The sequence below is a fragment of the Sphingomonas sp. AC449 genome, from assembly GCF_979253475.1.
Genome location: NZ_CEEDCZ010000003.1, coordinates 84587 through 107541 on the forward strand (window position 1 = coordinate 84587; position 22955 = coordinate 107541).

Here is a 22955-nt window from a genome sequence, read left to right on the forward strand (position 1 = left end):
TGCCGTCGCAGCGGCAATTTGCAGATCGCCGTCTTCCCCCCGGGGGCGCTGTTGGCCTACACGGGCGCATGACGTGCGTCGCGCTTCGACCGGTTCGGCGGTAATGGTCCTCGGGACATGGGAAACCGTGCTCGCGGGCGTGGCGGTTCTGCTGCTCGTCGGCGTGGGTGCCGTACTGGTGTATCTGGGGCTGCGTGCGCGCGCGGATGCGGCTGCGACGATCGCCGACAACGAGAATATGCGCGGCCTGCTCGATGGATCGCCCGCGGTGGCGACGATCGTGCGCTCGGATGGCCGGGTGGAAATGCCGCGGCGGATGGCGGACTGGCTCGGGATCCCGGCACCGCGGTATCTGGCGGACCTGTCGGGCGACGGCTCGGGCCTGTCGACGGAGGATGCCGCGGCACTCACCGCCGACGTGACCGCGGCGCAGCGGGCGGGGCGGCCGTTCGTCCGCGCGGTGCGCCCTGTCGGATCGACACGCGCGATCACGCTGCGCGGCGGTCGTGCGCCGGGCGGGATGGGCGCGACGGGCAGCGTGCTGATCTGGGCGTTCGACGCGACCGACAGCGAATCGGAGATCAACCGTCTCGGCGCGGAGACCGCGCGGCTCGGGGCGGCATTCGACGCGCTGACCGGGCTGATCGAGGCCGCCCCGATGCCGATGTGGTACCGCGCGCGCGACCTGAAACTGTCGATGGTCAACACCGCCTATGTCGCCGCGGTCGAGGGGCAGGATGCCAAGGACGTGATCGCGCGCGGGGTCGAGCTGGTCGAGGGATCCGGGCGCGGCGGACCGCTCGCGGGTGCGGCGGCGGCACGCGAACAAGGGCGGCCGCACGAACAGATCCTGCCCGCGACGATCGACGGCGCGCGTCGCTCGCTCCAGATCTACGACGTGCCGCTGCCGACCGGCGGCGTTGCGGGGTTCGCGATCGACATCGAGGATCTCGAACAGGCGCGCTCGGGCGCGAAGCGCTTTGCCGAGGCGCAGCGCGCGATGCTCGATCGCGTGTCGGCGGGCGTCGCGCAGTTCGGCGGCGACCGGGGACTGGTGTTCTGCAACCAGCCGTTCCGGCGGATGTTCGCGATGCGCGCCGAGTGGCTCGCCGACCGCCCCGAATTCGATCGCGTGCTCGAGCGGATGCGCGAGGCCAACCGCCTGCCCGAGGTGCGCGACTTTCCCGCGTGGAAGGCCGAACGGCGCGAATGGTTCATGCAGACCGGGACGATGCCCAATGGCGGCGCGAGCGAGGAGATCTGGCATCTTCGCGGCGGGACGCATCTGAGGGTGGTCGCGCAGCCGCTGCCCGATGGCGGGCTGTTGCTGATCTTCGAGGATCGCACCGAGCACGTCCAGCTGGCCAGCGCGCGCGACACGCTGCTGCGCGTGCGGACGGCGACGTTCGACAATCTGTTCGAGGCGCTCGGCGTGTTCGCCGCCGACGGACGGCTGCAATTGTGGAACAACCGGTTCCGCGTGCTGTGGGGGCTGGAGGAGGAGTTCCTGGCGGGTCATCCGCGCGTCGACGTGTTTGCCGAGGCGGCGGCATCGAAGCTCGCCACCCCCAACCGATCGGTGCTCATCCCCGATCTCGTCCGGTCCGCAACCGTCGAGCGCCAGCAGCGCGCAGGCCGGGTCGCGTTCGCCGACGGACGGCATTTCGAGTTCGCCGGGGTGCCGTTGCCCGATGGCAACGCGCTGTTCACGATGCTCGACATCACCGACAGCAAGCGCGCGGAGCAGGCGTTGCGCGACCGCGCCAATGCGCTCGAGGCCGCAGACAAGGTCAAGACCGCGTTCGTCGCGAACATGAGCTATGAGCTCAAGACGCCGCTGACGTCGATCAGCGGGTTCGCCGAGATGTTGCATGGCGGCTATGCGGGGAAGCTCGGCAGCCAGGCCGAAGGGTATCTCGAGGCGATCCTCGAATCGGTCGAGCGGCTTGGCCTGCTCGTCGACGACGTGCTCGACCTGACGCGGACCGACGCCGACGGGATGGAGATCATGCGCGCGGACGTCGATCTGGCGGCCGTGACGCGCGCGGCCGGCGAGGCGATCCACGCGGTCGCCAAACGCCGCAATCTGGACTTCGCGGTCGAGATCGGGCGGTCGACGGGGCGCGTGTGCGGCGATGCCAAACGGCTGCGCGAGATCGTCGAGCATCTGTTGCGGCACGCGGTGGCGGGCACCGGGGAGGGCGGACGGATCCTGCTGCACACCGATGGCAACGCGACGCATGCGCGGATCATCGTGTCCGACGACGGCATGGGGATGTCGACCGAGGCGGTCGCGCACGCGTTCGACCGGTTTGCCGAATCGAAGACGATCGGCGACCGCGCGCTGGGGCTGGGTCTCCCCCTCGCCAAGCAGTTCGTCGAGGCGCACAACGGGACGATCGAACTCGTCTCGGAGCCCGGCAGCGGCACGCTCGTCACCGTCGAGCTGCCGCGCCGATGAGGACGCTCGCCGATGCGCAGGCCACCGAGGCGTTTGGCGCGTGGCTGGCCACGCTGGTGCGGCCGGGCGACGTCGTCACGCTCGAGGGCACGCTGGGCGCGGGCAAGACGAGCATCGCGCGCGGGCTGCTCGCGGCGCTCGGCCTGCCGGGGGAAGCGCCGTCGCCGAGCTTTGCGATCGTCCAGCCCTATGAGCCGCCCGAGGTCCGGTTTCCCGTGCTCCACGTCGATCTCTACCGGATCGATGATCCCGCGGAGATCGACGAGCTGGCGCTCGACGATTCGCGGTATGATTCGCTGCTGCTGGTCGAATGGCCCGAGCGGGCGGGGCCGGGCTATTGGCCCGATGCGCTTCGGCTCGGCCTGACGATCGAGCCGGATGGCACGCGCGGCTTGACAGTCGGTGTGCCGGAGGCTTGGGAAAACCGATGGCCGACATGACCCCGCCGGCGGGCGCCGCCGCTTTTCTCGACGCGCATGGATGGGGCGGGGCGACGACGCTGCCGGTCGCCGGCGACGCGTCCTTCCGTCGCTATTTCCGGATCGTCGAGGGCGCCCGCCGGGCGATCCTCATGGACGCACCGCCACCGCACGAGGACCCGCGTCCGTTCATCGCGGTCGCCGAATGGCTGATCGAGCGTGACTTCGCCGCGCCTGCGATCCTCGCGTGCGATCTCGACCAGGGGCTCGTGCTGATCGAGGATTTCGGGGACGACCGGCTTCGCGAGGCGATCGATGCGTCCTCGGATGACGGCCTCGCGCTCTATGCGCCGGCGGTCGATCTTCTCGTCGCGTTGCGCGACCACGCCGCAGGACCGCTGCCGCTCTACGATCGCGCGGTGCTGAAGCGCGAGGCGGCGCTGTTCGTGGACTGGTATTGCCCTGCGGTTGGCATCGCGCCCGACATCGCGAGCTGGGATGCGGCATGGGACGCGGTGTTCGATCACGCGGTTCCAGACGTGCCGGTCACCGTGCTGCGCGACTATCATGCCGAGAACCTGATGCTGGTCGGTCCGGACAAGTCGCTCGGCCTGCTCGATTTCCAGGACGCGCTCGCGGGCCACGCCGCTTATGATCTCGCCTCGCTGCTCCAGGATGCGCGACGCGACGTCGATCCCGCCATCGAGGCTGCGATGCTCGCGCGCTACGCGGCGGCGACCGGGGTCGGCGACAGTTTCTTCGACGCCTATCATGTCCTCGGTGCGCAGCGGAACGCCAAGATCCTCGGGATCTTCACGCGGTTGTGGAAGCGCGACGGCAAGACGCGATATCCAACGCTGTGCCCCCGCGTCTGGACCTATCTCGAGCGCGATCTCGCGCAGCCGGTGATGGCCCCGGTGGCCGCATGGTTCGAGGCGCACGTGCCGCGCGACCGACGCGGCGATCCGCTGGCGATCGCGGCATGACACGCCAGCGCGAGATCCGCCCGGTCCCGCACGGTACGGTGCCCCGGACCGCGATGGTCATGGCGGCGGGCCTCGGCAAGCGGATGCGCCCGCTGACCGCGACGCGGCCCAAACCGCTCGTCGAAGTCGCGGGCAAGGCGCTGATCGATCACGTCTTCGACCGTCTGCAGCACGCCGGGATCGAACGGGCCGTCGTCAACGTCCATTATCTCGCGGACACGTTGCAGGCGCATGTGACGGACCGGTATCCCGGTATCGACGTCGTCATTTCGGACGAGCGCGCGCGGCTGATGGAGACGGGGGGCGGCCTCGTGCAGGCACGCGATCTGCTCGGCACGGCGCCGGTCCTCGTCGTCAACAGCGACAATCTGTGGATCGACGGACCCGTCGACGCGATCCGCCTGCTGGCGTCACGGTGGGACGATGATGCCATGGACGCATTGCTGCTGATGGTACCGCTGGCCCGCGCGCACAATCACGGCGGCACGGGCGATTTCTATCTTGCCGCGGACGGACGGATCTCGAGCCGCCGCAAGCCCGGCTGCGTCGCGCCGTTCGCTTATACGGGTATCCAGATCATCCATCCGCGGCTGATCGCCGACTGGCCCGAGGGACCGTTCTCGACCAACCTGTTCTGGGACCGCGCGATCGCCGAGGGGCGTGCTTACGGCCAGGTCCATCAGGGGCTCTGGTTCGACGTCGGGACGCCCGGCGCGATCCCGAAGACCGAGGCGTTTCTCGCCGGTGGATGACGCAGCACCCGGCGCTGCCGTGCAGGCGGGGCCCCGGCTCTACACGATCCCGGCGCACCGGGCGTTCGCGGATGCGCTCGTCGCGGGTCTGCTGCGACGCGCGGGCAGCGACCCGCTGGCGCTCGCGCGGGCGCTGATCCTCCTGCCGAACAACCGCGCGATCCGGGCAGTGACGGATGCGTTCGTCCGCGCCAGCGGCGGCGGGCTCGTCCTGCCACGGATGGTCGCGCTCGGCGATACGGGGATGGGCGAGGCGGTCGGCGCCGCGCTGGACCCGGCGGATTCCATCGACCCGCCGCTCCCGGCGGTCCCTCCCTACCAGCGGCGAATGATCCTCGCCCGACTCGTGTCGGAGGAACGTCAGCGCGGCGGGCATCCGATCGACGCCGCGGAGGCGGTCCGGCTCGCGGGCGAGCTTGCCAAGACGCTCGACCAGCTGCTCGTCGAGGAGGTGCCGCCGGCACGGCTGCGCGCGATCGAGCTCGGGCCCGAACTGACCGAGCATTGGCAGCGCGCACTCTCGACCTTCGAGGTGGTTCTGGAACGCTGGCCGGGCGAGCTCGAAAGGCTCGGGCGCATCGATGCGGCGACGCGGCGCGCGCAACTGCTCGACCAGCTGTCGGCGCGGTGGCGGGCGGCGCCCCCGGGCGGCATCGTCTGCGCGGCGGGCGTGACCGATTCGGCACCGGCGATCGCGCGTCTGTTGCGCTGTGTCGCCGACATGCCGGGCGGGATGGTGGTCTTCGCCGACCTCGACCTGCACATGCCCGACGCGGAATGGCAGTCGCTCGGCCCGCATCCGCGCGATCCGGCGACGGGCCTGACGCGGCGCGCGATCGAGACGCACCCGCAGTTCCACCTCAAGCTGCTGCTCGAGCGGATGGGGGTCGCGCGCACCGAATTCGCGACGTGGCGCGAGGGCGGCGGGCACGACGCGGAGGCGACGCGCAGCCGCGCGATCGCGAATGCGCTCGCCCCCGCCGACTTTACCGGCAAATGGACGCATCTCGACGCCGAGGACCGCCGGCTCAAGGGCGTGACGGTCGCTGAACTCGCAACGCCCGCCGAGGAGGCGCAGGCGATCGCGCTCGCGCTGCGCGGGACGCTCGAGCAGCCGGGTCGCACCGCCGCGCTCGTCACGCCGGATCGCGCGCTGGCACGGCGCGTCGCCGCGCATCTGAAACGCTGGGACATCGGCATCGACGATACCGCGGGGCGGCCGCTGTCGATCCTGCCGCCGGGGACGCTGATCCTCGCGCTGGTCGAAGCCGCGGCGCAGCGTTTCGCGCCACTCGCGCTGCTGGCGTTGCTGAAGCATCCACTGGTCCGCAGCGGCGAGGGGCGGCTCGAATGGCTTGACGGCGTCCGCGCGCTCGATCGGGCGATGCGCGGGCCGCGTCCCGCCGCCGGGCTGGATGCGATCGATCCCCATCTGCGCGACGGGAGCGCGAAGCGGTGGTGGCCGGAAGCGCAGGCGCTGCTGACGCCGATCGCGACGGTGTTCGAGCGCGGCGCGCAGACGCTGGCCCCGTTGCTCGCCGCCGTGCGCGAGACCGCGGCGGCATTGTGCGGCGACGAGCTCTGGGCGGGGCCGTCGGGACGCGCGGCGGCGCAGTTCCTCGCGGATCTCGAGCTCGAGGCCGATGCCGGACCGGCCCGCGTCGATCCGGGCGAACTCGGGCAGCTGCTGCGGACGCTGCTCGACGAGGTTGCGGTACGACCGTTGCAGGGCGCGCATCCGCGGCTTGCCATTTACGGACTTCTCGAGGCGCGGCTGCAGACCGCGGACCTGATGATCCTGGGCGGATTGAACGAGGGCATGTGGCCGGGGCGGCCTGCGCCCGATCCGTGGCTTGCGCCGCGGATCCGTGCGGAGCTGGGGCTTCCCGGGCTGGAACGGCAGGTCGGAACCTCGGCGCACGACTTCGCGCAGGCGCTGGGCGCGCCGCGCGCGATCGTCACGCGTGCGCGGCGCGATGCCAAATCGCCCGCGCTCGCCTCGCGGCTCTGGCTGCGGCTGCAGGCGCTGGCGGGCGACAGGTTCGAACGCGCCGAGGCGCTCGAGGCGTGGACGCGCGCGCTCGACGACCCGCAGACTCATGTGCCGGCCGAGCGGCCTGCGCCGTCACCCGCCTCCGCGTTGCGGCCGAGGCTGATCTCCGTGACCGAGGTCGACCGGCTGAAGGCGGACCCCTATGCGTTCTACGCGCGCCGCGTGCTCGGGCTGATGCCACTCGATCCGGTCGATGCCGATCCGAGCGCGGCCTGGCGGGGTACCGCGGTTCACGACATTCTCGAGCAATGGTGGAAGCATGACGGTTGCGCGATAGACGCGCTCAAGCCGCGTGCGCAGGCGATGCTGCGGGACGAGCGTACGCATCCGATGATGCGCGCGCTGTGGCAGCCGCGGCTGCTCGAGGCGATCGACTGGATCGCCGGGGCGATCGCCGCGCAGGCGGACGAGGGGCGGTTCGTCGCGAGCGCGGAGGGGAAGGGCGAGATCGCGATCGCCGGGGTGACGCTGCGTGGACGATATGACCGCGTCGACCGGCTTGCCGATGGCGGGCTGGCGATCATCGACTACAAGACGGGCAAGCCGCCCTCGGCGACCGCGGTGCGGGCAGGCTATAGCCTGCAACTGGGGTTGCTCGGGCTGATTGCGGAGCGCGGTGGCTTCGCCGATGTCGCGGGCAAGGCGCAGGCGTTCGAATATTGGTCGCTGGGCAAGAAGCGCGACGCGTTCGGCTATGTCGAGAGCCCCGTTGATCCCGACGGCAAGCGCGACAAGATCCCGACCGCGGAGTTCACCGCGACCGCCGCGCATAATTTCACCGATGTCGCGGGTACGTGGCTGACCGGCAGCGCGGCGTTCACCGCCAAGCTCGTCCCCGAATACGCGCCCTATGCGGAATATGACCAGTTGATGCGACGCGACGAATGGTATGGGCGTGAGTAGCGGCGAGCTTCGGACGCTGCCCCGGCTCAAGGGCGCGCAGGCGGCGGCGAGCGATCCCGCGTCGCATGTCTGGCTGTCCGCGTCGGCCGGCACCGGCAAGACGCAGGTGCTCGCGGCGCGCGTGTTCCGGCTGCTGCTGCGCGGGGTCGATCCGGGTGCGATCCTGTGCCTGACCTTCACCAAAGCGGGTGCGGCCGAGATGGCGCAGCGGATCAACGGCCGGCTCGCCGCCTGGGTGCGGATGCCGGGGCCTGCGCTGTTCCAAGATCTGCAGGCGCTGGGCGAAGAGGGCGGGCCCGCGCAACAGGATTACGCGCGAACGCTGTTTGCCAAGGTGCTCGACGCGCCGGGGGGCGGACTCCGCATCCAGACGATTCATGGCTTTTGCCAGGGGCTGCTCGCGGCGTTTCCCGTCGAGGCGGGGCTGACGCCGGGGTTCAGACCGCTCGAAGCGCGCGAGGAGGCGGGGCTAGCCCGCGAGGCGCTGGCAGGGATGCTGGCGGATGCCGAGCGCAATGGCCGTGAGCGGCCGGTCGAGATCGTCGGGCGCCTGTCGCTTCGTCTCGGCGAGGGGGGTGCCGAGGCGTTCCTGATGGCGTGCGCGCGCGCGCTGCCTGCGCTCGAGATGATGCCGTCGGGGGTCCAGCCCTGGCTGCGGCGGACGCTGGAACTGCCATCGGGCGATATCGGCGAGGCGGCCGCGGAATGGTGCGACGCGCTCGATATCGACGCGATCACGCGCATCGCGGCGGCGAACGCGGCCTGGGGCACCGTGACTGGCCTCAAGCAGGCGGCGACCATCGAGGCGTGGCTTGCGTCGCCGGACCGTGCGGGCACGCTGGGCGATCTTGCGGGCGTGGTGCTGACGGGCAAGGGCGAGCTGCGCAAGGTGCAGAAGAAGCTGCTCGACATCGAACCCGAGTACGAGGTGCTTGCGCAGGATATCGGCGCCGCCTGCACCGATATCGTGTCGATGACGCAGCGTGTCGGGTACGCCGATCTGCTGGCCGACGGGCTCGAGATCGGGCGCGACTATGCGCGCGCCTATGCGCTGGCGAAGCGGCGTGTCGGCGGTGTCGATTTCGACGACCTGATAGCGACGACGGTCGCGCTGCTCGATCAGCCCGGGATCGGCGAGTGGGTCCGCTACAAGCTCGATCAGGCGACCGAACACGTCCTGATCGACGAGGCGCAGGACACCAATGCCGACCAGTGGCGGATCGTCCGCGCGCTGGCCGATGAATTCTTCGTCGGGCGCGGCATCTATGCGCCCTCGACGCGCACGCTGTTCACGGTCGGCGACTGGAAACAGGCGATCTTCGGGTTCCAGGGGACCGACCCGTTCAATTTCGCCGCGGCCGAGATGCATTTCGGGCGGCGCGCGAAGGAAGTCGCGGGCGACGATGACTGGCCCGAGGACGAGCGGGGGCTGCCGCTCGAACGCCTGTCGCTGACGCATTCGTTCCGGTCGACGCGACCCGTGCTGGAGTTCGTCGATGCCGCGGTCGCGGCGACGGGTGAGCCCGGGCTTGGGGCGATCGGCGATCTCGACGTCCATGCAAGCGAGGTCCGCGGCCCGGGGAGCGTCACGCTCTGGCCGCCGGTCGTCGCGGGCGGCAACGAGGATGACGAGGAAGGGTGGATCGACGACGCGGTCCGCAAGCTGGCGGGCGATATCGCCCGGGCGGTCAAGAGCTGGCTCGCGCCCGATGGGCTGATGCTCGACAGCAAGGGCCGGCGGCTGCGCCCCGAGGACGTGATGATCCTCGTCAAGCGACGCGGCGACCTCGCGTCGCTGATCGTCGCGCGTCTCTATGCGGAGGGTGTGCCCGTCGCGGGTGTCGACCGGCTGCGGCTAAACGCGCCGCTGGCGGTCCAGGATCTGCTCGCGACGATCCGCTTCGTGCTCCAGCCCGAGGACGATCTTAGCCTTGCCGCATTGCTCGTCTCGCCGCTGATCGGCTGGACGCAGGACGAGCTGATGCAGGCCGCGCCGCGCGAGGCGGGGCCGTTGTGGCGGCATCTGCAACGCACGCAACCCGCCGCGCGCCTCGCGCCCCTGCTTGCGATGCTGGCACGCGCGGACATCGCGACGCCGTATCAGTTTCTCGAGGAGCTGTTGTCGGGGCCGCTCGACGGACGCCGCAAGCTGATCCGCCGGCTTGGCACCGAGGCGCGCGATCCGATCGAGGAACTGCTCAACGCCGCGCTGAACTTCGAGAGCACGACGACGCCGTCGCTGCAGCGCTTTCTCGACTGGTTCGATCGCGGCGACGTCGATATCGTCCGTGATCCGTCGGCGCCGCTCGACGCGGTACGGGTGATGACCGCGCATGGCGCGAAGGGTCTGCAGGCGCCGCTGGTGATCCTTGCCGATGCGACCGCGGATCCCGCCGCCGCGCCGAGATCGATCCTGAAATGGACACCCGAGGATCTGCCGGCGCCGCTGCCCGTCTTCCGGCCGCGCAGCAGTGAGCGCGGCGGACCACTTGATGCGGTGGTGAGCGCGGCCGAGCGTCGCGAGCTCGAGGAGCATTGGCGGCTGTTCTACGTCGCGGCGACGCGCGCGGAGGAACGGCTGGTCATTGCCGGCGCGCTGGGAACGCGGGCGAAGGGCGTGGCGCCTGCGACGAGCTGGTATGCGGCGGCCGAACGCGCACTGACGGCGCTCGACATACCGGAGGCGGAGGGCGAGCGGTGCTTCACCGGAACGTCGGTCGACGCACCGGTGATCGCGAAGGACGACAGGCACGCGCGCTCCGCGGCGCCGGTTCCGCTGCCCGAATGGGCACGCGTCGCGGCGCCAAGGGAGGCACGTCCGTCGCGCCCCTTGTCGCCGTCGGCGCTCGGCGAGGACGCGGTATCCGATCCGCCGCCGACGCCGGCGATGCGTGCGGCTGCCGAGCGCGGATCGCTGATCCACAAGCTGCTCGAACGTCTGCCGGCGGTCGCCCCGGACGCGCGCGCAGGTGCCGCCGACCGCTGGCTGGCGCAGGCCGGTGGCGTTGCCGACGCGGACGCGCGTGCCGAGATCGCCGCGAGCGCGATCGGTGTGATCGTGGACCCGCGCTTTGCCGCTCTGTTCGGCCCTGAGTCGCTGGCGGAGGCACCGATCGCGGCGACGCTGGCAGACGGCGTCGTCGTGTCGGGGACCGTCGACCGACTGCTGATCGGTGCGGACATGGTCCGGGTGATCGACTTCAAGACCGGCCGCCGCGCGCCGCGCGACGTCGCCGAGGTGCCCGACTATCATCTTCGCCAGATGGCGGCCTATGCCGCCGCGTTGCGCGTCATCTTCCCCGGACGACGGGTCGAGGCGGCACTTCTGTACACCGCCGGGCCGCGGCTGATCGCGGTGCCCGAGGACGTGCTCGCCCGTCACAAGCCGGGCTATGCAGCGACGGAGCAAAGCTAGCGGCTCGACGGTTGAGACGCGTGAACAGCGACACTAGATGATGGTATAACGAAGGAGAATTTCAGTGGCGACCAAGCAGATCACCGATGCCAGCTTCAATGCCGACGTACTGAGTGCGGAAGGCCCCGTGCTCGTCGATTTCTGGGCCGAATGGTGCGGTCCGTGCAAGATGATCGGGCCGAGCCTCGAGGAACTGTCCGAGGAGCTGGGTGAGAAGGTGACGATCGCCAAGCTCAACATCGACGAGAACCCCGACGCACCGGGCCAGTACGGCGTGCGTGGCATTCCGACGATGATCCTGTTCAAGGGCGGCGCGCCCGCGGCGACCAAGGTCGGCGCTGCGCCCAAGGGCCAGCTCAAGGCATGGCTCGAGAGCGAGCTCGCCTGACCGACCTCCCGCCATCCCGGTCCGCACCGGGATGGCGGGTCTGATCAGCTCCGATAGTCGGCGTTGATCGAGATATATCCGTGCGTGAGATCGCACGTCCAGACGGTGGCCTTGCCCTCGCCGAGCGCGAGGTCGACGCCGATCTCGATCTCCTGACCCTTGAGATGCGCGGCGACCGGCGCCTCGTCATAGCCGTGCAGCGCCAGTCCGCCCTCTGCGACCTGCGTATTGCCGAAGCGGATCGAGAGCGTGTCGCGGTCCGCGGGCTCGCCGGCCTTGCCCACCGCCATCACGACGCGTCCCCAATTGGCGTCCTCGCCTGCGATCGCGGTCTTCACCAGCGGCGAATTGGCGATGCTCATCGCGACGCGGTGCGCGCTGCGATCGCTGTCGGCGCCGGTGACCTGGATCTCGATCAGTTTCTGCGCACCTTCGCCGTCGCGCACGACGAGCAACGCGAGCTGATGGCAGAGATCCGCGAGCGCGGCCCGGAATGCGTCGGCACCCACGCTGTCATCGTCCGCGAGCGTCGCGTTCCCGGCCTTGCCCGTGGCGAACGCCAGCACGGTGTCGCTGGTCGACGTGTCGCTGTCGACCGTGATGCATGAGAAGCTGGGTGCGTTCGCCTTCGACAGCGCGGCTTGCAGGAAACCGGGCTCGACCGCGGCGTCGGTGAAGACGAAGCCCAGCATCGTCGCCATGTCCGGCGCGATCATCCCCGATCCCTTGATGATGCCGACCAGGCTGACGGTGCGGTCGCCGATCACCGCGGTGGTCACGGCCCCCTTGGTGAAGGTATCGGTCGTCATGATCGTCGCCGCCGCATCCTCCCAGCCGCACGGGTCCGCGGCGAACGCGGCGTCGAGCCCCGCCTCGGCCTTGTCGATCGGGAGCGGTACGCCGATCACGCCGGTCGAGGCGACGAACACGTCGGACGGCTGGCATCCGAGCTGCGCTGCGGTTCGCGCGGCGATCGCCTCGACCGCAGCACGACCGCGCGATCCCGTGAAGGCGTTCGAATTGCCCGCGTTGACGACGAGCGCCCGCGCGTGGCCGAGCGTCAGCGCTGCGCGGCACCATTCGACTTCGGGCGAGGGGCATTTGCTCTGCGTCAGCACGCCCGCGACGACGGTACCCGGGTCCAGCGTGACGAATGTCAGGTCGCACCGGTCCCACGTCTTGTAGGCGGCACGGGCGACGTGAAGCGTGACGCCGGGAATCGCCGGCATGACGGGGAAGGGGCGTGCGAGCGGAGAGGTGGTCATGACAGACCTCTGCCTCCGGATCGGCCCCCGTGCAACAGCTTGTCAGCGTCGCGAACCGCCCCCGACCGCGCTGCGATGCGGTGAAAGGATGGACCTTGGCGGCAGGCTGTCATAAGGACGAGGTCACATGAACCTGCTTCTCCTTCTGTCTGCCCTGCTGTCCGCGCTTACCGGCGCGGTACCCGGCGTGCGTGGGCAGGCGGCGCAGGCGGTGGCGCAGGGTGCGGTCGCTCCGCAGGCCGTCGCCGTCGCGGTGGTCAGGCGCGCGACACGACCGGTGGCCGGTCCGCCGTCGTTGCAGGCGGTCGCGGCGTCGCCCGCATTGCCCGCCATCGCGGTCGACATGTCATCGCTTTGGGCAGACCGTCGGCGCGAATAGCGTCGGGCGCCTCCTGCTGGCCTGCGGGCCGTCCCCTTCTTTCTTGCGTGCGTCCCGGTAGCGGGCTTGCCGTGTCATAACTTCAGGAAATCAGCCCATGTTCGGTGGCCTCGCCAAATCCTTGTTCGGTTCGTCCAACGACCGTTACGTCAAGTCGCTCAACCCGATCCTCGCCAAGATCGCATCGTTCGAGCCCGCGCTCGTCGCGATGTCGGACGAGGAACTGTCCGCTCAGACCGTGCGCTTCCGCGAGCGGCTCGCGAATGGCGAGAAGCTCGACGACCTGCTCCCCGAGGCGTTCGCGACCGTCCGGGAAGCCGCCAAGCGCGTGCTCGGCCAGCGGCATTATGACGTGCAGATGGTCGGCGGCATCGTCCTCCACCGCGGCGAGATCGCCGAGATGCGCACCGGCGAGGGCAAGACGCTCGTCGCGACGCTCGCGACCTATCTCAACGCGCTGCCCGGCGACGGCGTCCATGTCGTCACCGTCAACGACTATCTCGCCGCGCGCGATGCCGAGTGGATGGGGCAGGTCTATACCTATCTCGGCATGACGATCGGCGTCATCGTCCCCAACCTGACCGACGAAGAGCGGCGCGCTGCCTATGCCGCCGACATCACCTACGGGACGAACAACGAGTTCGGGTTCGACTATCTGCGCGACAACATGAAGTATGAGCGCACCTCGATGGTGCAGCGCCGCTTCAACTTCGCGGTGGTCGACGAGGTCGATTCGGTGCTGATCGACGAGGCGCGTACGCCGCTCATCATCTCCGGCCCGACGGACGACAAGTCGGAACTGTATATCCAGGTCGATGCGGTCGTGAAGCAGCTCGTCCCGGGCGATTACGACAAGGACGAGAAGCAGAAGACGATCATCCTCACCGAGGACGGCACCGAGAAGGTCGAGCGGATGCTCGAGGCGGCGGGGCTGCTCGAGGGGCAGAATCTGTACGACTTCGAGAACACGCAGGTCGTCCACCACCTCAACCAGGCACTGCGCGCGATCGTGATGTTCAAGTCGGACATCGACTACATCGTCAAGGACGGCAAGGTCATCATCATCGACGAGTTCACCGGTCGCATGATGGACGGTCGGCGCTGGTCGGACGGCCTGCACCAGGCGGTCGAGGCGAAGGAGGGCGTTCAGATCGAGCCCGAGAACCAGACGATGGCCTCGATCACCTTCCAGAATTATTTCCGCATGTATCCCAAGATCGGCGGCATGACCGGCACCGCGGCGACCGAGGCGGCCGAGTTCTACGACATCTACAAGATCAACGTCGTCAGCATTCCCACGAACGTGCCCGTCCAGCGCGTCGACGAGGAGGACGAGTTCTACAAGGATACCAAGGACAAGTTCGCGGCGATCGCCAAGAAGATCAAGCATCATGCCGATCTCGGCCAGCCGGTGCTCGTCGGCACCGTGTCGATCGAGAAGTCCGAGCTGCTGAGCGAATTCCTCGTCGGCGAGGCGGTCGAGCACAAGGTGCTCAACGCACGCTTCCACGAGATGGAGGCGCACATCGTCGCGCAGGCCGGGCGCAAGTCCGCGGTGACGATCGCGACGAACATGGCAGGCCGCGGCACCGACATCAAACTGGGCGGCAACCTCGAATTCCGGATGCTCGACGAGCATCCCGAGCTGGTGGAGGGCACGCCCGAATATGCCACCGAGGCGGCGCGTATCGAGATCGAGATCGAGGCCGAGAAGAAGGCGGTGCTCGCCGCGGGCGGTCTGTTCGTGCTCGGCACCGAGCGGCACGAGAGCCGGCGCATCGACAACCAGCTGCGCGGGCGATCGGGGCGTCAGGGCGATCCGGGTCTGTCGCGCTTCTATCTGAGCCTCGACGACGATCTGCTGCGGATCTTCGGGCCGGACACGCTGTTCGCCAAGATGATGCGCAACAACATCGAGGACGGCGAGGCGATCGGCAGCAAGTGGCTGAGCAAGGCGATCGAGACCGCGCAGAAGAAGGTCGAGGCGCGCAACTACGACATCCGCAAGCAGGTCGTCGAATATGACGACGTGATGAACGAGCAGCGCAAGGTCATCTACGAGCAGCGCGCGGACATCATGGATGCCGATACGGTCGGCGACGTCGTCGTCGACATGCGCGCGGAGACGGTCAACGTCATCGTCGGCGACGCGTGCCCGCCCAACTCCTATCCCGAACAGTGGGACATCGAGGGGATGAAGGCGCGGTTGTCCGAGGTCCTCAATCTCGAACCGCAGATCGAGGCGTGGCTGCTCGAGGAAGCGATCGATCCCGAGATCGTCGAGGAGCGTATCCGCGCGATGGCGGACGAGGCGATCGCGGTGAAGTCCGCCGACCTCGACGCGGAGACGTGGACGTCGGTCGAGAAGTCGATCCTGCTGCAGAATCTCGACCATCACTGGAAGGAGCATCTGGCGACGCTCGACGCGCTGCGCCAGGTCGTCCACCTGCGCGCGTACGCGCAGAAGACGCCGATCAACGAGTATAAGCAGGAGGCGTTCTCGCTGTTCCAGCGGATGCTCGAGACGATCCGCGAGGACGTGACGAAGACGATCGCCCACGCGCAGTTCCAGATGCAGGCGCCGGTCGGACTGCCCGAGCTACCCGACTTCATCACGACGCATTTCGACCCGTTCACGGGTGAGGACAATTCGAACGACATCGACGCCGGGACGACCGGGCACATCACGTCGCAGCTGCCGCCGATGCAGATCCCGCAGCCGCAGCCGGCGGATATCGGCGAGGATCCCGCCAATTGGGAAGGCGTGGTCAGCCGCAACGCGCCATGCCCCTGCGGGTCGGGTCGCAAGTACAAGCAGTGCCACGGCGCGGTCTGACATCGTTCTGCCGGTCCGCCCGCGGCTGACGCGGGCGGACGACACGCAAAGGAAAGGCCGGGCTGTCCAGAGGGACGGCCCGGCCTTTTTGCGTCGACGGTATTTCCGAGGCTTACTTCGGGAGAACCAGCGTCGGTCCGATATTGTCGACGACCTGTTTCGCGTTGAACGCGCGGATATTGTCGCGCGGGATCGGGCCCTTGCGCATCACGATCTCGGCAGTCGCCTCGTAGCGGTCGATCGTCCGGACGTCGAAATTGTTGCCCCAAGGCCCGCCGAACCCGCCGCCAAAGCCGCCGCCGCCGAAGCCGCCGCCGAAATACGGATCCCAGCTGCGCCAGCCGAACCCGCGGCCGCGATAGCGCCACGACGGACCCCAATATCCGCCGAACCCGCCATAGCCAAAGCCACCGCCGATGCCCGGGGTCGAGAACGTCCGCGACTGAAGGTTCGTATCGCGGTCGGCCATTAGAAAGTAATCATAGCCCTGCTGAAGCGTCAGCTCGGCCGCGCGGAAAAACAAATAGCGCTCGACCGTGTCACGCGACGTGACGCTGTTTCCGGCAAAGCTGACGAGGAAGCGGTTATCTTCGATCCGACGGTCGCTATACCCCGTCCGGCTGAAGCCCTGTCCCGTTGCAGGACGATAGGTCGTTTCGGTCGCGCACCCGGCAACCAGAAGCGTGCTCGACGCCAGGGCTGCCAAAAGGACTTTGCGACCAGGCATGATAAACATGATTGTCGTCTCCGTTCGCGGCGGATGCGGCGAAACGCCTCACACTAGCCATCAGTGGTGGAACGGTTGATGAACGGGATTGCTCCGGAAACCAAGCGCACCGCCCGAATAAAGCCCCCGGTGTCCCGATCGCGCGGTCAGACGCCGGCGATATGCAGCGCGAGCGACCGGCGATGCGCGCGACGGCGATGCTCGAACAGATAGAGGCCCTGCCACGTGCCAAGCGCCATCTCAGAGTCGATGACCGGGATCGACAGCTGGACCTGCGTCAGCGCCGTGCGCAGATGGGCGGGCATGTCGTCGGGCCCCTCGTCGTCGTGGAGATAGTCGGCGGACTCGGGCGCCAGACGCGCGAAATAGGCTTCGAGATCGGTCCGCACCTCGGGCGCGGCGTTCTCCTGGATCAGCAGCGATGCCGAAGTGTGGCGGCAGAAGATCGTCAGCAGACCATCGCGCATTTCCTGATCGGCGACCCAGCGCCGCACGACGTCCCTGATGTCGAGCAGGCCCTGGCGCCGCGTATCGATCGTCAGAAATCCGGTAGCCTGCCGCATGATCATAGGTCCCTGGATGGTTCGGTGATGGCAACGCGCATGGACTTCAGTCGGGCGCAGTCAGCGCGGTGGTTCATCCGCGACCGGGATGTCCTTGCCCAGATTGATGCGGTCGTACAGTTTGAGCAGTTCGGTGACCTCGTCGATGACGGTCTGCTGTTCCTGCCGGTAGCGCGCGGTCGCGTCCTGCGTCGGAACGCCGTTCTTGCCGTCGTGCATCGTAAAACCCTGGTCGATCAACCAGATGGTGTCAGCCGCGCGTGAGCGCTGGCGTCGAAGATGGAATACCCATTGCTCGATGATACCCGAAGGTACCAGTCTGTCGATCTCACCCATGGGCGCCGCGTAGCCGACCGGACGCGTGGTTGTACAGGCGCGCGATGCACGTGGCGGATGTAGCGGTTGCGCAAACGGCGGCACCGGCTCGGCGATGTTGATCTGGCGCAACACTACCGACGAGATTGCGTAAGGTTCCCGGTTTTTGGTAAAAACTCCGTTCAATTCGTCGCGAAATATGGAACCGGACCGGGTGAAACGGGTTGGAATACAGACGAAAAGCTAACATGCCGTCAACGATTTACCACGCAGAGAGCCGCCGATGTCCACGCTGTCAGACCCGCCGATCTTCAATCGCACCGATATCTCGCCGCCACGCCTGTCGGATCGTTATGGCGCTGAACGACTCGACGCGCTGTATCGCCGTGCGGCCGCGGACCGTGACCGGTTCCGTGAACAGCAGGCGATGGCGCAGCAGTCGAGCCTCGTCGAGCGCGTGCTCAGCCGGCTGTTTCGCTGAGCCGTCTGGGCGCGCCGGTCACCTGCCGTCCGGGAACGTGGTGGCTGCGCGCAATCCCTTGATCTCCGGCCACCGAATCGGCCGGTCGCGACCGACGCATTCGATGATCACGTTCTGACCCTCGTCCTCCGACAGGTCGTCGGCGGCCTTGACCATGTCCTCGAGCGACCCGGTTGCGATCACGGCCTTGCGATCGGCGCTTCCGCCCCCGGCTTCATCGTCACCCGCCTGCGCGTCCGTCGCGCCATCGATATCTTCACCGTCGTTAGCACGCGGCACCGGCAGCCGGGCGAGCGTCGCCGGCATCTTCCACATCGTCTTGAACACGCTTGATACTCCAGCCCCCGCTGTACATCGACCGATGCCTCGTCGGTGCGCAGCGGTCCAGTGCGGGGCAGGGACGATGCGGTCACCATGCGATTGCGTGCGACGAACCGCGGGCTCGCCCGCTACCAGTTGAACCGCAGCGTTCCGACGACGGTGCGCGACGCCCCGAAATAGCAGCTGTTGACGAAGAAGCAGCTTGCGATGTGCTTCTTGTCTAACAGGTTCGCGACATTTGCCGTCAGGCTCATCCCGGCGAGCGACGGATCGAACTTGCCGAGATCATAGCCCAGCACCGCGTCGACCAGGATATAGCCCGGCGACTGGAACCGCGTCGTGACGGTCTGGCCCGATTGGATCTGTGTCGCGGTGCCGTCGGATTCGCCGACGTACCGGACCCCGCCGCCGATCGTGAAGCCTGATGCGGCGCCGCCGACGCTGCGTTCCAGATCATAGCTGGCGAAGCTCGATGCGCTCCATGTCGATATGCCCAGCGGCTTGGTCCCCGTGACGCCGCTCAACTGGTCGCCGGTGCCGATCGCAGGGGTGCCGCGCCGGACGTCGGGGTCGGTGTAGGTCCCCGCCACGGTCACGGTCAGCCCCGGCGCGACTTCGCCACGGCCGTCGATCTCGATCCCGCGTATTTCGACCTCGCCGACCTGGATCTGCGCATTGGCGGGAATGGTGCTGCCGTCCTGTCCTGCGCGCGGGTCTGCCACGGGCACGTTGCGGCGACGCAGGTCATAAGCGGACAGCGTGAACACGGCGTTGGTCCCGCGCGGCTGGTATTTGACGCCCGCCTCATATTGCCGCCCGGTCACCGGCACGAAGGTAGGCCCCGCGATCGGCGTCCTGCCGTCCGGCGCGAAGATCGTCTGCGTGCCCGTCTGCGGCTCGAAGCTTTCGGAATAGCTGACAAAGGGGGCAAGCCCGCTGCGCGTCTCGTAAAGCGCGCCCAATCGCCCCGTGAACGCGGCCTGCTTCAGCTGGGTCACGCCGCCGGCGACGCCTGCCGCCAAGTTCCGGTTGACGCTCGTCTGTTGGTACCAGTCGTACCGGCCGCTGGCGATCAGTTGCAGCGCACCGATTGCGATCTGGTCCTGGAGATAGGCGCCGACCTGATCGATCTTGCGGAATCCCCGCGTCGCCGTCAGCGCGAAGCTCGGTTGCACGCCGCCGTAATTGGGGTTGAACAGGTCAAAATCGGGGATGCTCGTCACCGGATCGGTCGTGGTGCCGGTATTGAATTGCTGTGCGTTCGAGCCGCGATTGCTCTGCCAGTCGACGCCGGCCAGCACGACATGCTGGAGTGGGCCGGTCGCGAACTTGCCGGTGACGTGGTTGTCGAGCGTGATGGTCCGGAAGGACTCGTCCGAGCCGCCACCGCCGCGGACGATGCGCGAGAAATCGGTGTTGCGGTTCGAACCCGTGCCCGTCGTCGCGAAGTTCGAGAGGTAGATCTGGCGATAGTGCAGGTCGACATCGAGATAGCGCGCGCTCGTCGCCCAGCTGAGCGCCGGGCTGAAGTCGTGGCGGAAGAGCGCGGTCACCGATTTCTGCGTGCGATCGAACGCCTCATAGGCTGGCTCGCTGACGTTCAGGTCGATGGGGAAGCCGCCCAACGGGTTGGCGAGCGCCGAACCATAGACGGGAACGCCGCTATACGAGGCCGATTCCGGATCGCGCTGATAGTTGAGGATGACCGTCAGGCTGGTCGCGTCGTCGGGCGCGAAGGTCAGCATCGGCCGGATATAGTGACGACGATTTCGGGTCCGCGCGACAAAGCCATCGGATTGCTCCGCCCCGCCGATCACCCTGAACAGCCATTTGTGATCGGCGTCGAGCGGCTGGTTCACGTCGATCGCGCTGCGGACGAGATCGAAATTCCCCGCCGCGAGTTCGATCCGCCCGCCGGCGACGTCATAGGGCAGCTTGCTCGTGAGGTTGACGAGGCCGCCCGGCGTCGAGTTGCCGTACAGTACGGAGGCGGGTCCCTTGACGACATCGACCCGCTCGACGAGGTGGAAGTCGATCTGCGGCGTCGAATAGATGCCGCCGAGCAGCCGCATGCCATCCATGTACTGACCGGGGGCGAACCCGCGAACGTAGAGCTGGTCATAACGCGTCGCGACATTGCCGCGCTGGCTCGGCGACACGCCCGCGACATAGCCGAGCGCCTGGTTGATCGACAGCGCGTTGCGCAGCGTGAGCTCCTTTTCGTCGATGCTCGTGATCGTCTGCGGCGTGCGGATCAGCGGCGTCTCGGTCTTGGTGCCGGTGCTCCCGGTCTTTCGAATGCGTTCGCCATTGACGATGATCTCGTCGCGTCGCGCCTGATCGTCTGCGACCGCAGTCGTGTCGACGTCCGTACCGTCGCTGGCTGTACGGGAACCGGCATGTGCGGGCGCGAGATCGGCGGCGTTCGCAAGGCACGGCACCCAGACGCTCGCCGCTACCATAGCCGTGCCGACCAGAATGTCGCGCTTGACCTTGTGCCGCATACCCACCTCAATGCTATTGATAACCATTCGCAGGAAGCCGCTAGGCGTCGTTGACCTGTGTTGCAAGCAAAATGACGAAATGTTCATGGAGGACGCGAAACGCGGGTTGGCGATCGTGACGCGGGTTGCCAGCAAGGCGTGGCGGCAGAGGTAGCCCGGGAACGCGAGGGGGTTTCCGCTAGGACTGGGCGCGGCGCGCAAAAGTGCGTTGAAGTTTCCGCCCGACTTTATACGAGCACCGGATTGGTCGTTTCAACCGCCTCGCACTCGGCAATCGCGCCCAGCAACAGGTCCACAGGCAGATCGTCGGGGTTCTGAGCCGCAATGAATTATCGCCATTCCTTCCATGCTGGCAACAGCGCCGACGTCGTGAAGCACAGCCTGTTGATCGCGCTGGTACGCGCCCTGCAGCAAAAACCGGGGGCACTGACCCTGATCGACACGCATGCCGGTTGCGGGCTGTATGACCTCGACGGCGAGGATGCCCAGCGCACCGGCGAGTCGATACAGGGCGTGCTGCAGGCGCTTGCCGATCCGAACCCCTTGCTGGACGACTACCGCGCGGTCGTGCAGGCGGTGAATGTCGGGGCCGAGCCGCACTATTACCCCGGCTCACCGCGGATCCTGGCGCAGCTTCTGCGCCCGCAGGACCTCCTGATCCTCAACGAAAAACATCCCGAGGACGCGTATACCCTGCGCGGCGTGATGCGCGGCACAGCCGCTGCCGTGCATGAGCGCGACGCCTACGAGCTCTGGCTGGCGATGGTGCCGCCGCGGACCGCGCGCGGCGTGGTGCTGGTCGACCCGCCGTTCGAGCAGACGGACGAACGCACGCGTATCACCGCGACCCTCGCCGCCGCTCACCGCAAATGGGCGCACGGCGTGACGGTGATCTGGTATCCGCTCAAAGACCGCGCGACGCAGTGGCGATGGAAGGAGCAGCTGCGCAAGCTCGGCATCCCGAAAATGCTGGGGGTGGAGCACTGGCTGTACGATGACGATCAGCCCGGCATCTATAACGGTGCCGGCCTGTATATCGTCAATCCGCCCTATGCGTTCACGCAGGCGCTGCCACCGCTGCTGGAAGCGCTCCGCGCCGTGCTGTCGCCCGAGGGGCATCGGGGCGAGATCACAACCGAGTGGTTGGTCGATTAAAGCAAACGCGCATCGCAGTCTTCTCCTCGGAGGACGTATCGCGGCGTTGCATATGTCAGCGATGCGTCTCGCGACATTCGGCCGCTGTCGGGGGCTGTCTCGATGCGGGCGGAAGGGCGCTCAATAGCTTGGCAGCCCGGAATATTCCCAGCGGTACGGGACGCCGGTCTCGCTTAGAGTGATGCAGAAATCGACAATCAGCCAGCGGTTACGAATGGTTTTCCCGGCTGCCAGTTGATGCGGCGTATCCATACGGAATCGATCGCGCGCCCGCTGGCGTCGATCGCCGGGCGGAATTGCGCACGCGTGGTCATCAACCGGCACGTCAGATCCTCGAAGGCCTTGTCGCCGCCTGCCTTTGCCACCGCACAGGTCTTTATCGATCCGTCAGCCGCCACCACCAGTCGCAGCACCACAATCCCTCCGGACCCGCCCCGGTTGAGGGCGACGGGATAATCAGCCGGACGGAACCAGCCGGAGGGATCGTTGACCGGCTCGGGCGCGCTTTTCCGCTGCCGCTGCTCGGCCGGGTCAAGTCCCCAGCTCGTCACCAGGTCGTCCATGCACGTATCGAGCGCTGCGAGTGCGCCCTTCATCGGCCCCATGTCGAGTTGCACCGCATAGCGTCTTGCAAAGCTGACGCCGAGCATCGTCGGTCGGTCGGCCGTCACATCGCTACGCAACGCGCCGGGAAGATCCCTGTCAGGCCGGAAGCGGATGCTGCCGGGCGCGCTGCCCGCCGTGGCAAAGCCGCGTGCGTGCATGCCGGGGACGTGTGCGACGGTGGACGTGCTCACCGAAACCGGGACGTCGCCATCCGTTGCCGGCATATGCGATCCGGCCAGCGCCATTTCGAGGACGTCACTGACATCGAGGCGGCTCAGCTGGAGCGTGGTCCGGTCCCGGTCCTCGCCGAAGCTGCGGAGGAGGCGGCATTCGGAAGGCGCATAATCCATCTGCCACTTGGAAGACGGACTTAAGGGAACGGCGCGGTCTGCAGCGATGGCCGCGGTACCGGCGATGCCGCTCATG

18 protein-coding genes are annotated in these 22955 nt (G+C 67.8%); 11 read left to right on the top strand and 7 right to left on the bottom strand.

Annotated features, from left to right (window positions below; all coding sequences use genetic code 11):
* Positions 1 to 103: 103 nt before the first annotated feature.
* From AC0CH3_RS07020 to trxA, 7 genes are all read left to right on the top strand, one after another.
* A complete protein-coding gene (locus AC0CH3_RS07020) occupies positions 104 to 2461 on the top strand; it encodes a PAS domain-containing sensor histidine kinase (RefSeq protein WP_354299848.1) in 2358 nt (785 codons plus the stop codon).
* Positions 2458 to 2901: a tRNA (adenosine(37)-N6)-threonylcarbamoyltransferase complex ATPase subunit type 1 TsaE gene (gene tsaE, locus AC0CH3_RS07025; RefSeq protein ID WP_354299849.1), complete on the top strand. Its 444-nt coding sequence runs from the start codon at positions 2458 to 2460 to the stop codon at positions 2899 to 2901. The genes AC0CH3_RS07020 and tsaE overlap by 4 nt, the downstream gene beginning before the upstream one ends.
* Complete coding sequence (locus AC0CH3_RS07030) at positions 2898 to 3866, top strand: aminoglycoside phosphotransferase family protein (RefSeq protein ID WP_354300434.1); 969 nt, start codon at positions 2898 to 2900, stop codon at positions 3864 to 3866. The genes tsaE and AC0CH3_RS07030 overlap by 4 nt, the downstream gene beginning before the upstream one ends.
* Complete coding sequence (locus AC0CH3_RS07035; protein ID WP_354299850.1) at positions 3863 to 4618, top strand: nucleotidyltransferase family protein; 756 nt, start codon at positions 3863 to 3865, stop codon at positions 4616 to 4618. Before AC0CH3_RS07030 ends, AC0CH3_RS07035 begins: the two co-directional genes overlap by 4 nt.
* Entirely contained in the window at positions 4611 to 7574 is a 2964-nt protein-coding gene (gene addB / locus AC0CH3_RS07040) for a double-strand break repair protein AddB (protein ID WP_354299851.1), read from the top strand. Before AC0CH3_RS07035 ends, addB begins: the two co-directional genes overlap by 8 nt.
* Positions 7561 to 10989, top strand: a complete 3429-nt coding sequence (addA, locus tag AC0CH3_RS07045; protein WP_354299852.1) for a double-strand break repair helicase AddA — start codon at positions 7561 to 7563, stop codon at positions 10987 to 10989. The genes addB and addA overlap by 14 nt, the downstream gene beginning before the upstream one ends.
* Before the next feature lie 64 nt (positions 10990 to 11053).
* Complete coding sequence (gene trxA / locus AC0CH3_RS07050; protein ID WP_056023011.1) at positions 11054 to 11377, top strand: thioredoxin TrxA; 324 nt, start codon at positions 11054 to 11056, stop codon at positions 11375 to 11377.
* A 44-nt stretch (positions 11378 to 11421) separates the two neighbouring features.
* On the opposite strand, the gene argJ is transcribed toward trxA, so the two are convergent.
* Positions 11422 to 12642, bottom strand: coding sequence for a bifunctional glutamate N-acetyltransferase/amino-acid acetyltransferase ArgJ (gene argJ, locus AC0CH3_RS07055; RefSeq protein ID WP_354299853.1), 1221 nt, complete (start codon positions 12640 to 12642; stop codon positions 11422 to 11424).
* Positions 12643 to 12769: 127 nt separating this feature from the next.
* On the opposite strand from argJ, the gene AC0CH3_RS07060 reads away from it, so the two are divergent.
* Complete coding sequence (locus tag AC0CH3_RS07060) at positions 12770 to 13021, top strand: hypothetical protein (protein ID WP_354299854.1); 252 nt, start codon at positions 12770 to 12772, stop codon at positions 13019 to 13021.
* Positions 13022 to 13118: 97 nt separating this feature from the next.
* Positions 13119 to 15857 carry a preprotein translocase subunit SecA gene (secA, locus tag AC0CH3_RS07065; RefSeq protein WP_354299855.1) on the top strand — a complete coding sequence of 913 codons (2739 nt, stop codon included), beginning with the start codon at positions 13119 to 13121 and terminating at the stop codon, positions 15855 to 15857.
* A gap of 112 nt (positions 15858 to 15969) precedes the next feature.
* Here the strand turns inward: secA and AC0CH3_RS07070 are convergent, their stop codons facing one another.
* The 3 genes from AC0CH3_RS07070 to AC0CH3_RS07080 form a co-directional block, all read right to left on the bottom strand.
* Positions 15970 to 16584, bottom strand: coding sequence for a CC0125/CC1285 family lipoprotein (locus tag AC0CH3_RS07070; protein ID WP_333993408.1), 615 nt, complete (start codon positions 16582 to 16584; stop codon positions 15970 to 15972).
* Positions 16585 to 16730: 146 nt separating this feature from the next.
* Positions 16731 to 17147, bottom strand: a complete 417-nt coding sequence (locus AC0CH3_RS07075) for a secondary thiamine-phosphate synthase enzyme YjbQ (protein WP_465237722.1) — start codon at positions 17145 to 17147, stop codon at positions 16731 to 16733.
* 60 nt (positions 17148 to 17207) lie between these two features.
* Positions 17208 to 17597, bottom strand: a complete 390-nt coding sequence (locus tag AC0CH3_RS07080) for a hypothetical protein (RefSeq protein ID WP_354299860.1) — start codon at positions 17595 to 17597, stop codon at positions 17208 to 17210.
* A gap of 148 nt (positions 17598 to 17745) precedes the next feature.
* Here AC0CH3_RS07080 and AC0CH3_RS07085 point away from each other — a divergent pair, with 148 nt between their 5' ends.
* Positions 17746 to 17943 (top strand): hypothetical protein, encoded by a 198-nt coding sequence (locus AC0CH3_RS07085; protein WP_056023026.1) that lies wholly within the window; start codon positions 17746 to 17748, stop codon positions 17941 to 17943.
* 18 nt (positions 17944 to 17961) lie between these two features.
* Here AC0CH3_RS07085 and AC0CH3_RS07090 read toward each other — a convergent pair whose 3' ends face one another.
* Together AC0CH3_RS07090 and AC0CH3_RS07095 are read right to left on the bottom strand one after the other, a co-directional pair.
* Positions 17962 to 18249 (bottom strand): hypothetical protein, encoded by a 288-nt coding sequence (locus tag AC0CH3_RS07090; protein WP_465237723.1) that lies wholly within the window; start codon positions 18247 to 18249, stop codon positions 17962 to 17964.
* A 143-nt stretch (positions 18250 to 18392) separates the two neighbouring features.
* A complete protein-coding gene (locus tag AC0CH3_RS07095; RefSeq protein ID WP_354299864.1) occupies positions 18393 to 20768 on the bottom strand; it encodes a TonB-dependent siderophore receptor in 2376 nt (791 codons plus the stop codon).
* 324 nt (positions 20769 to 21092) lie between these two features.
* Between AC0CH3_RS07095 and AC0CH3_RS07100 the strand changes: the two genes are divergently transcribed.
* Positions 21093 to 21923 carry a 23S rRNA (adenine(2030)-N(6))-methyltransferase RlmJ gene (locus tag AC0CH3_RS07100; RefSeq protein ID WP_465237724.1) on the top strand — a complete coding sequence of 277 codons (831 nt, stop codon included), beginning with the start codon at positions 21093 to 21095 and terminating at the stop codon, positions 21921 to 21923.
* 197 nt (positions 21924 to 22120) lie between these two features.
* Here AC0CH3_RS07100 and AC0CH3_RS07105 read toward each other — a convergent pair whose 3' ends face one another.
* Entirely contained in the window at positions 22121 to 22954 is an 834-nt protein-coding gene (locus tag AC0CH3_RS07105; RefSeq protein WP_354299868.1) for an energy transducer TonB, read from the bottom strand.
* Position 22955 lies beyond the last annotated feature (1 nt).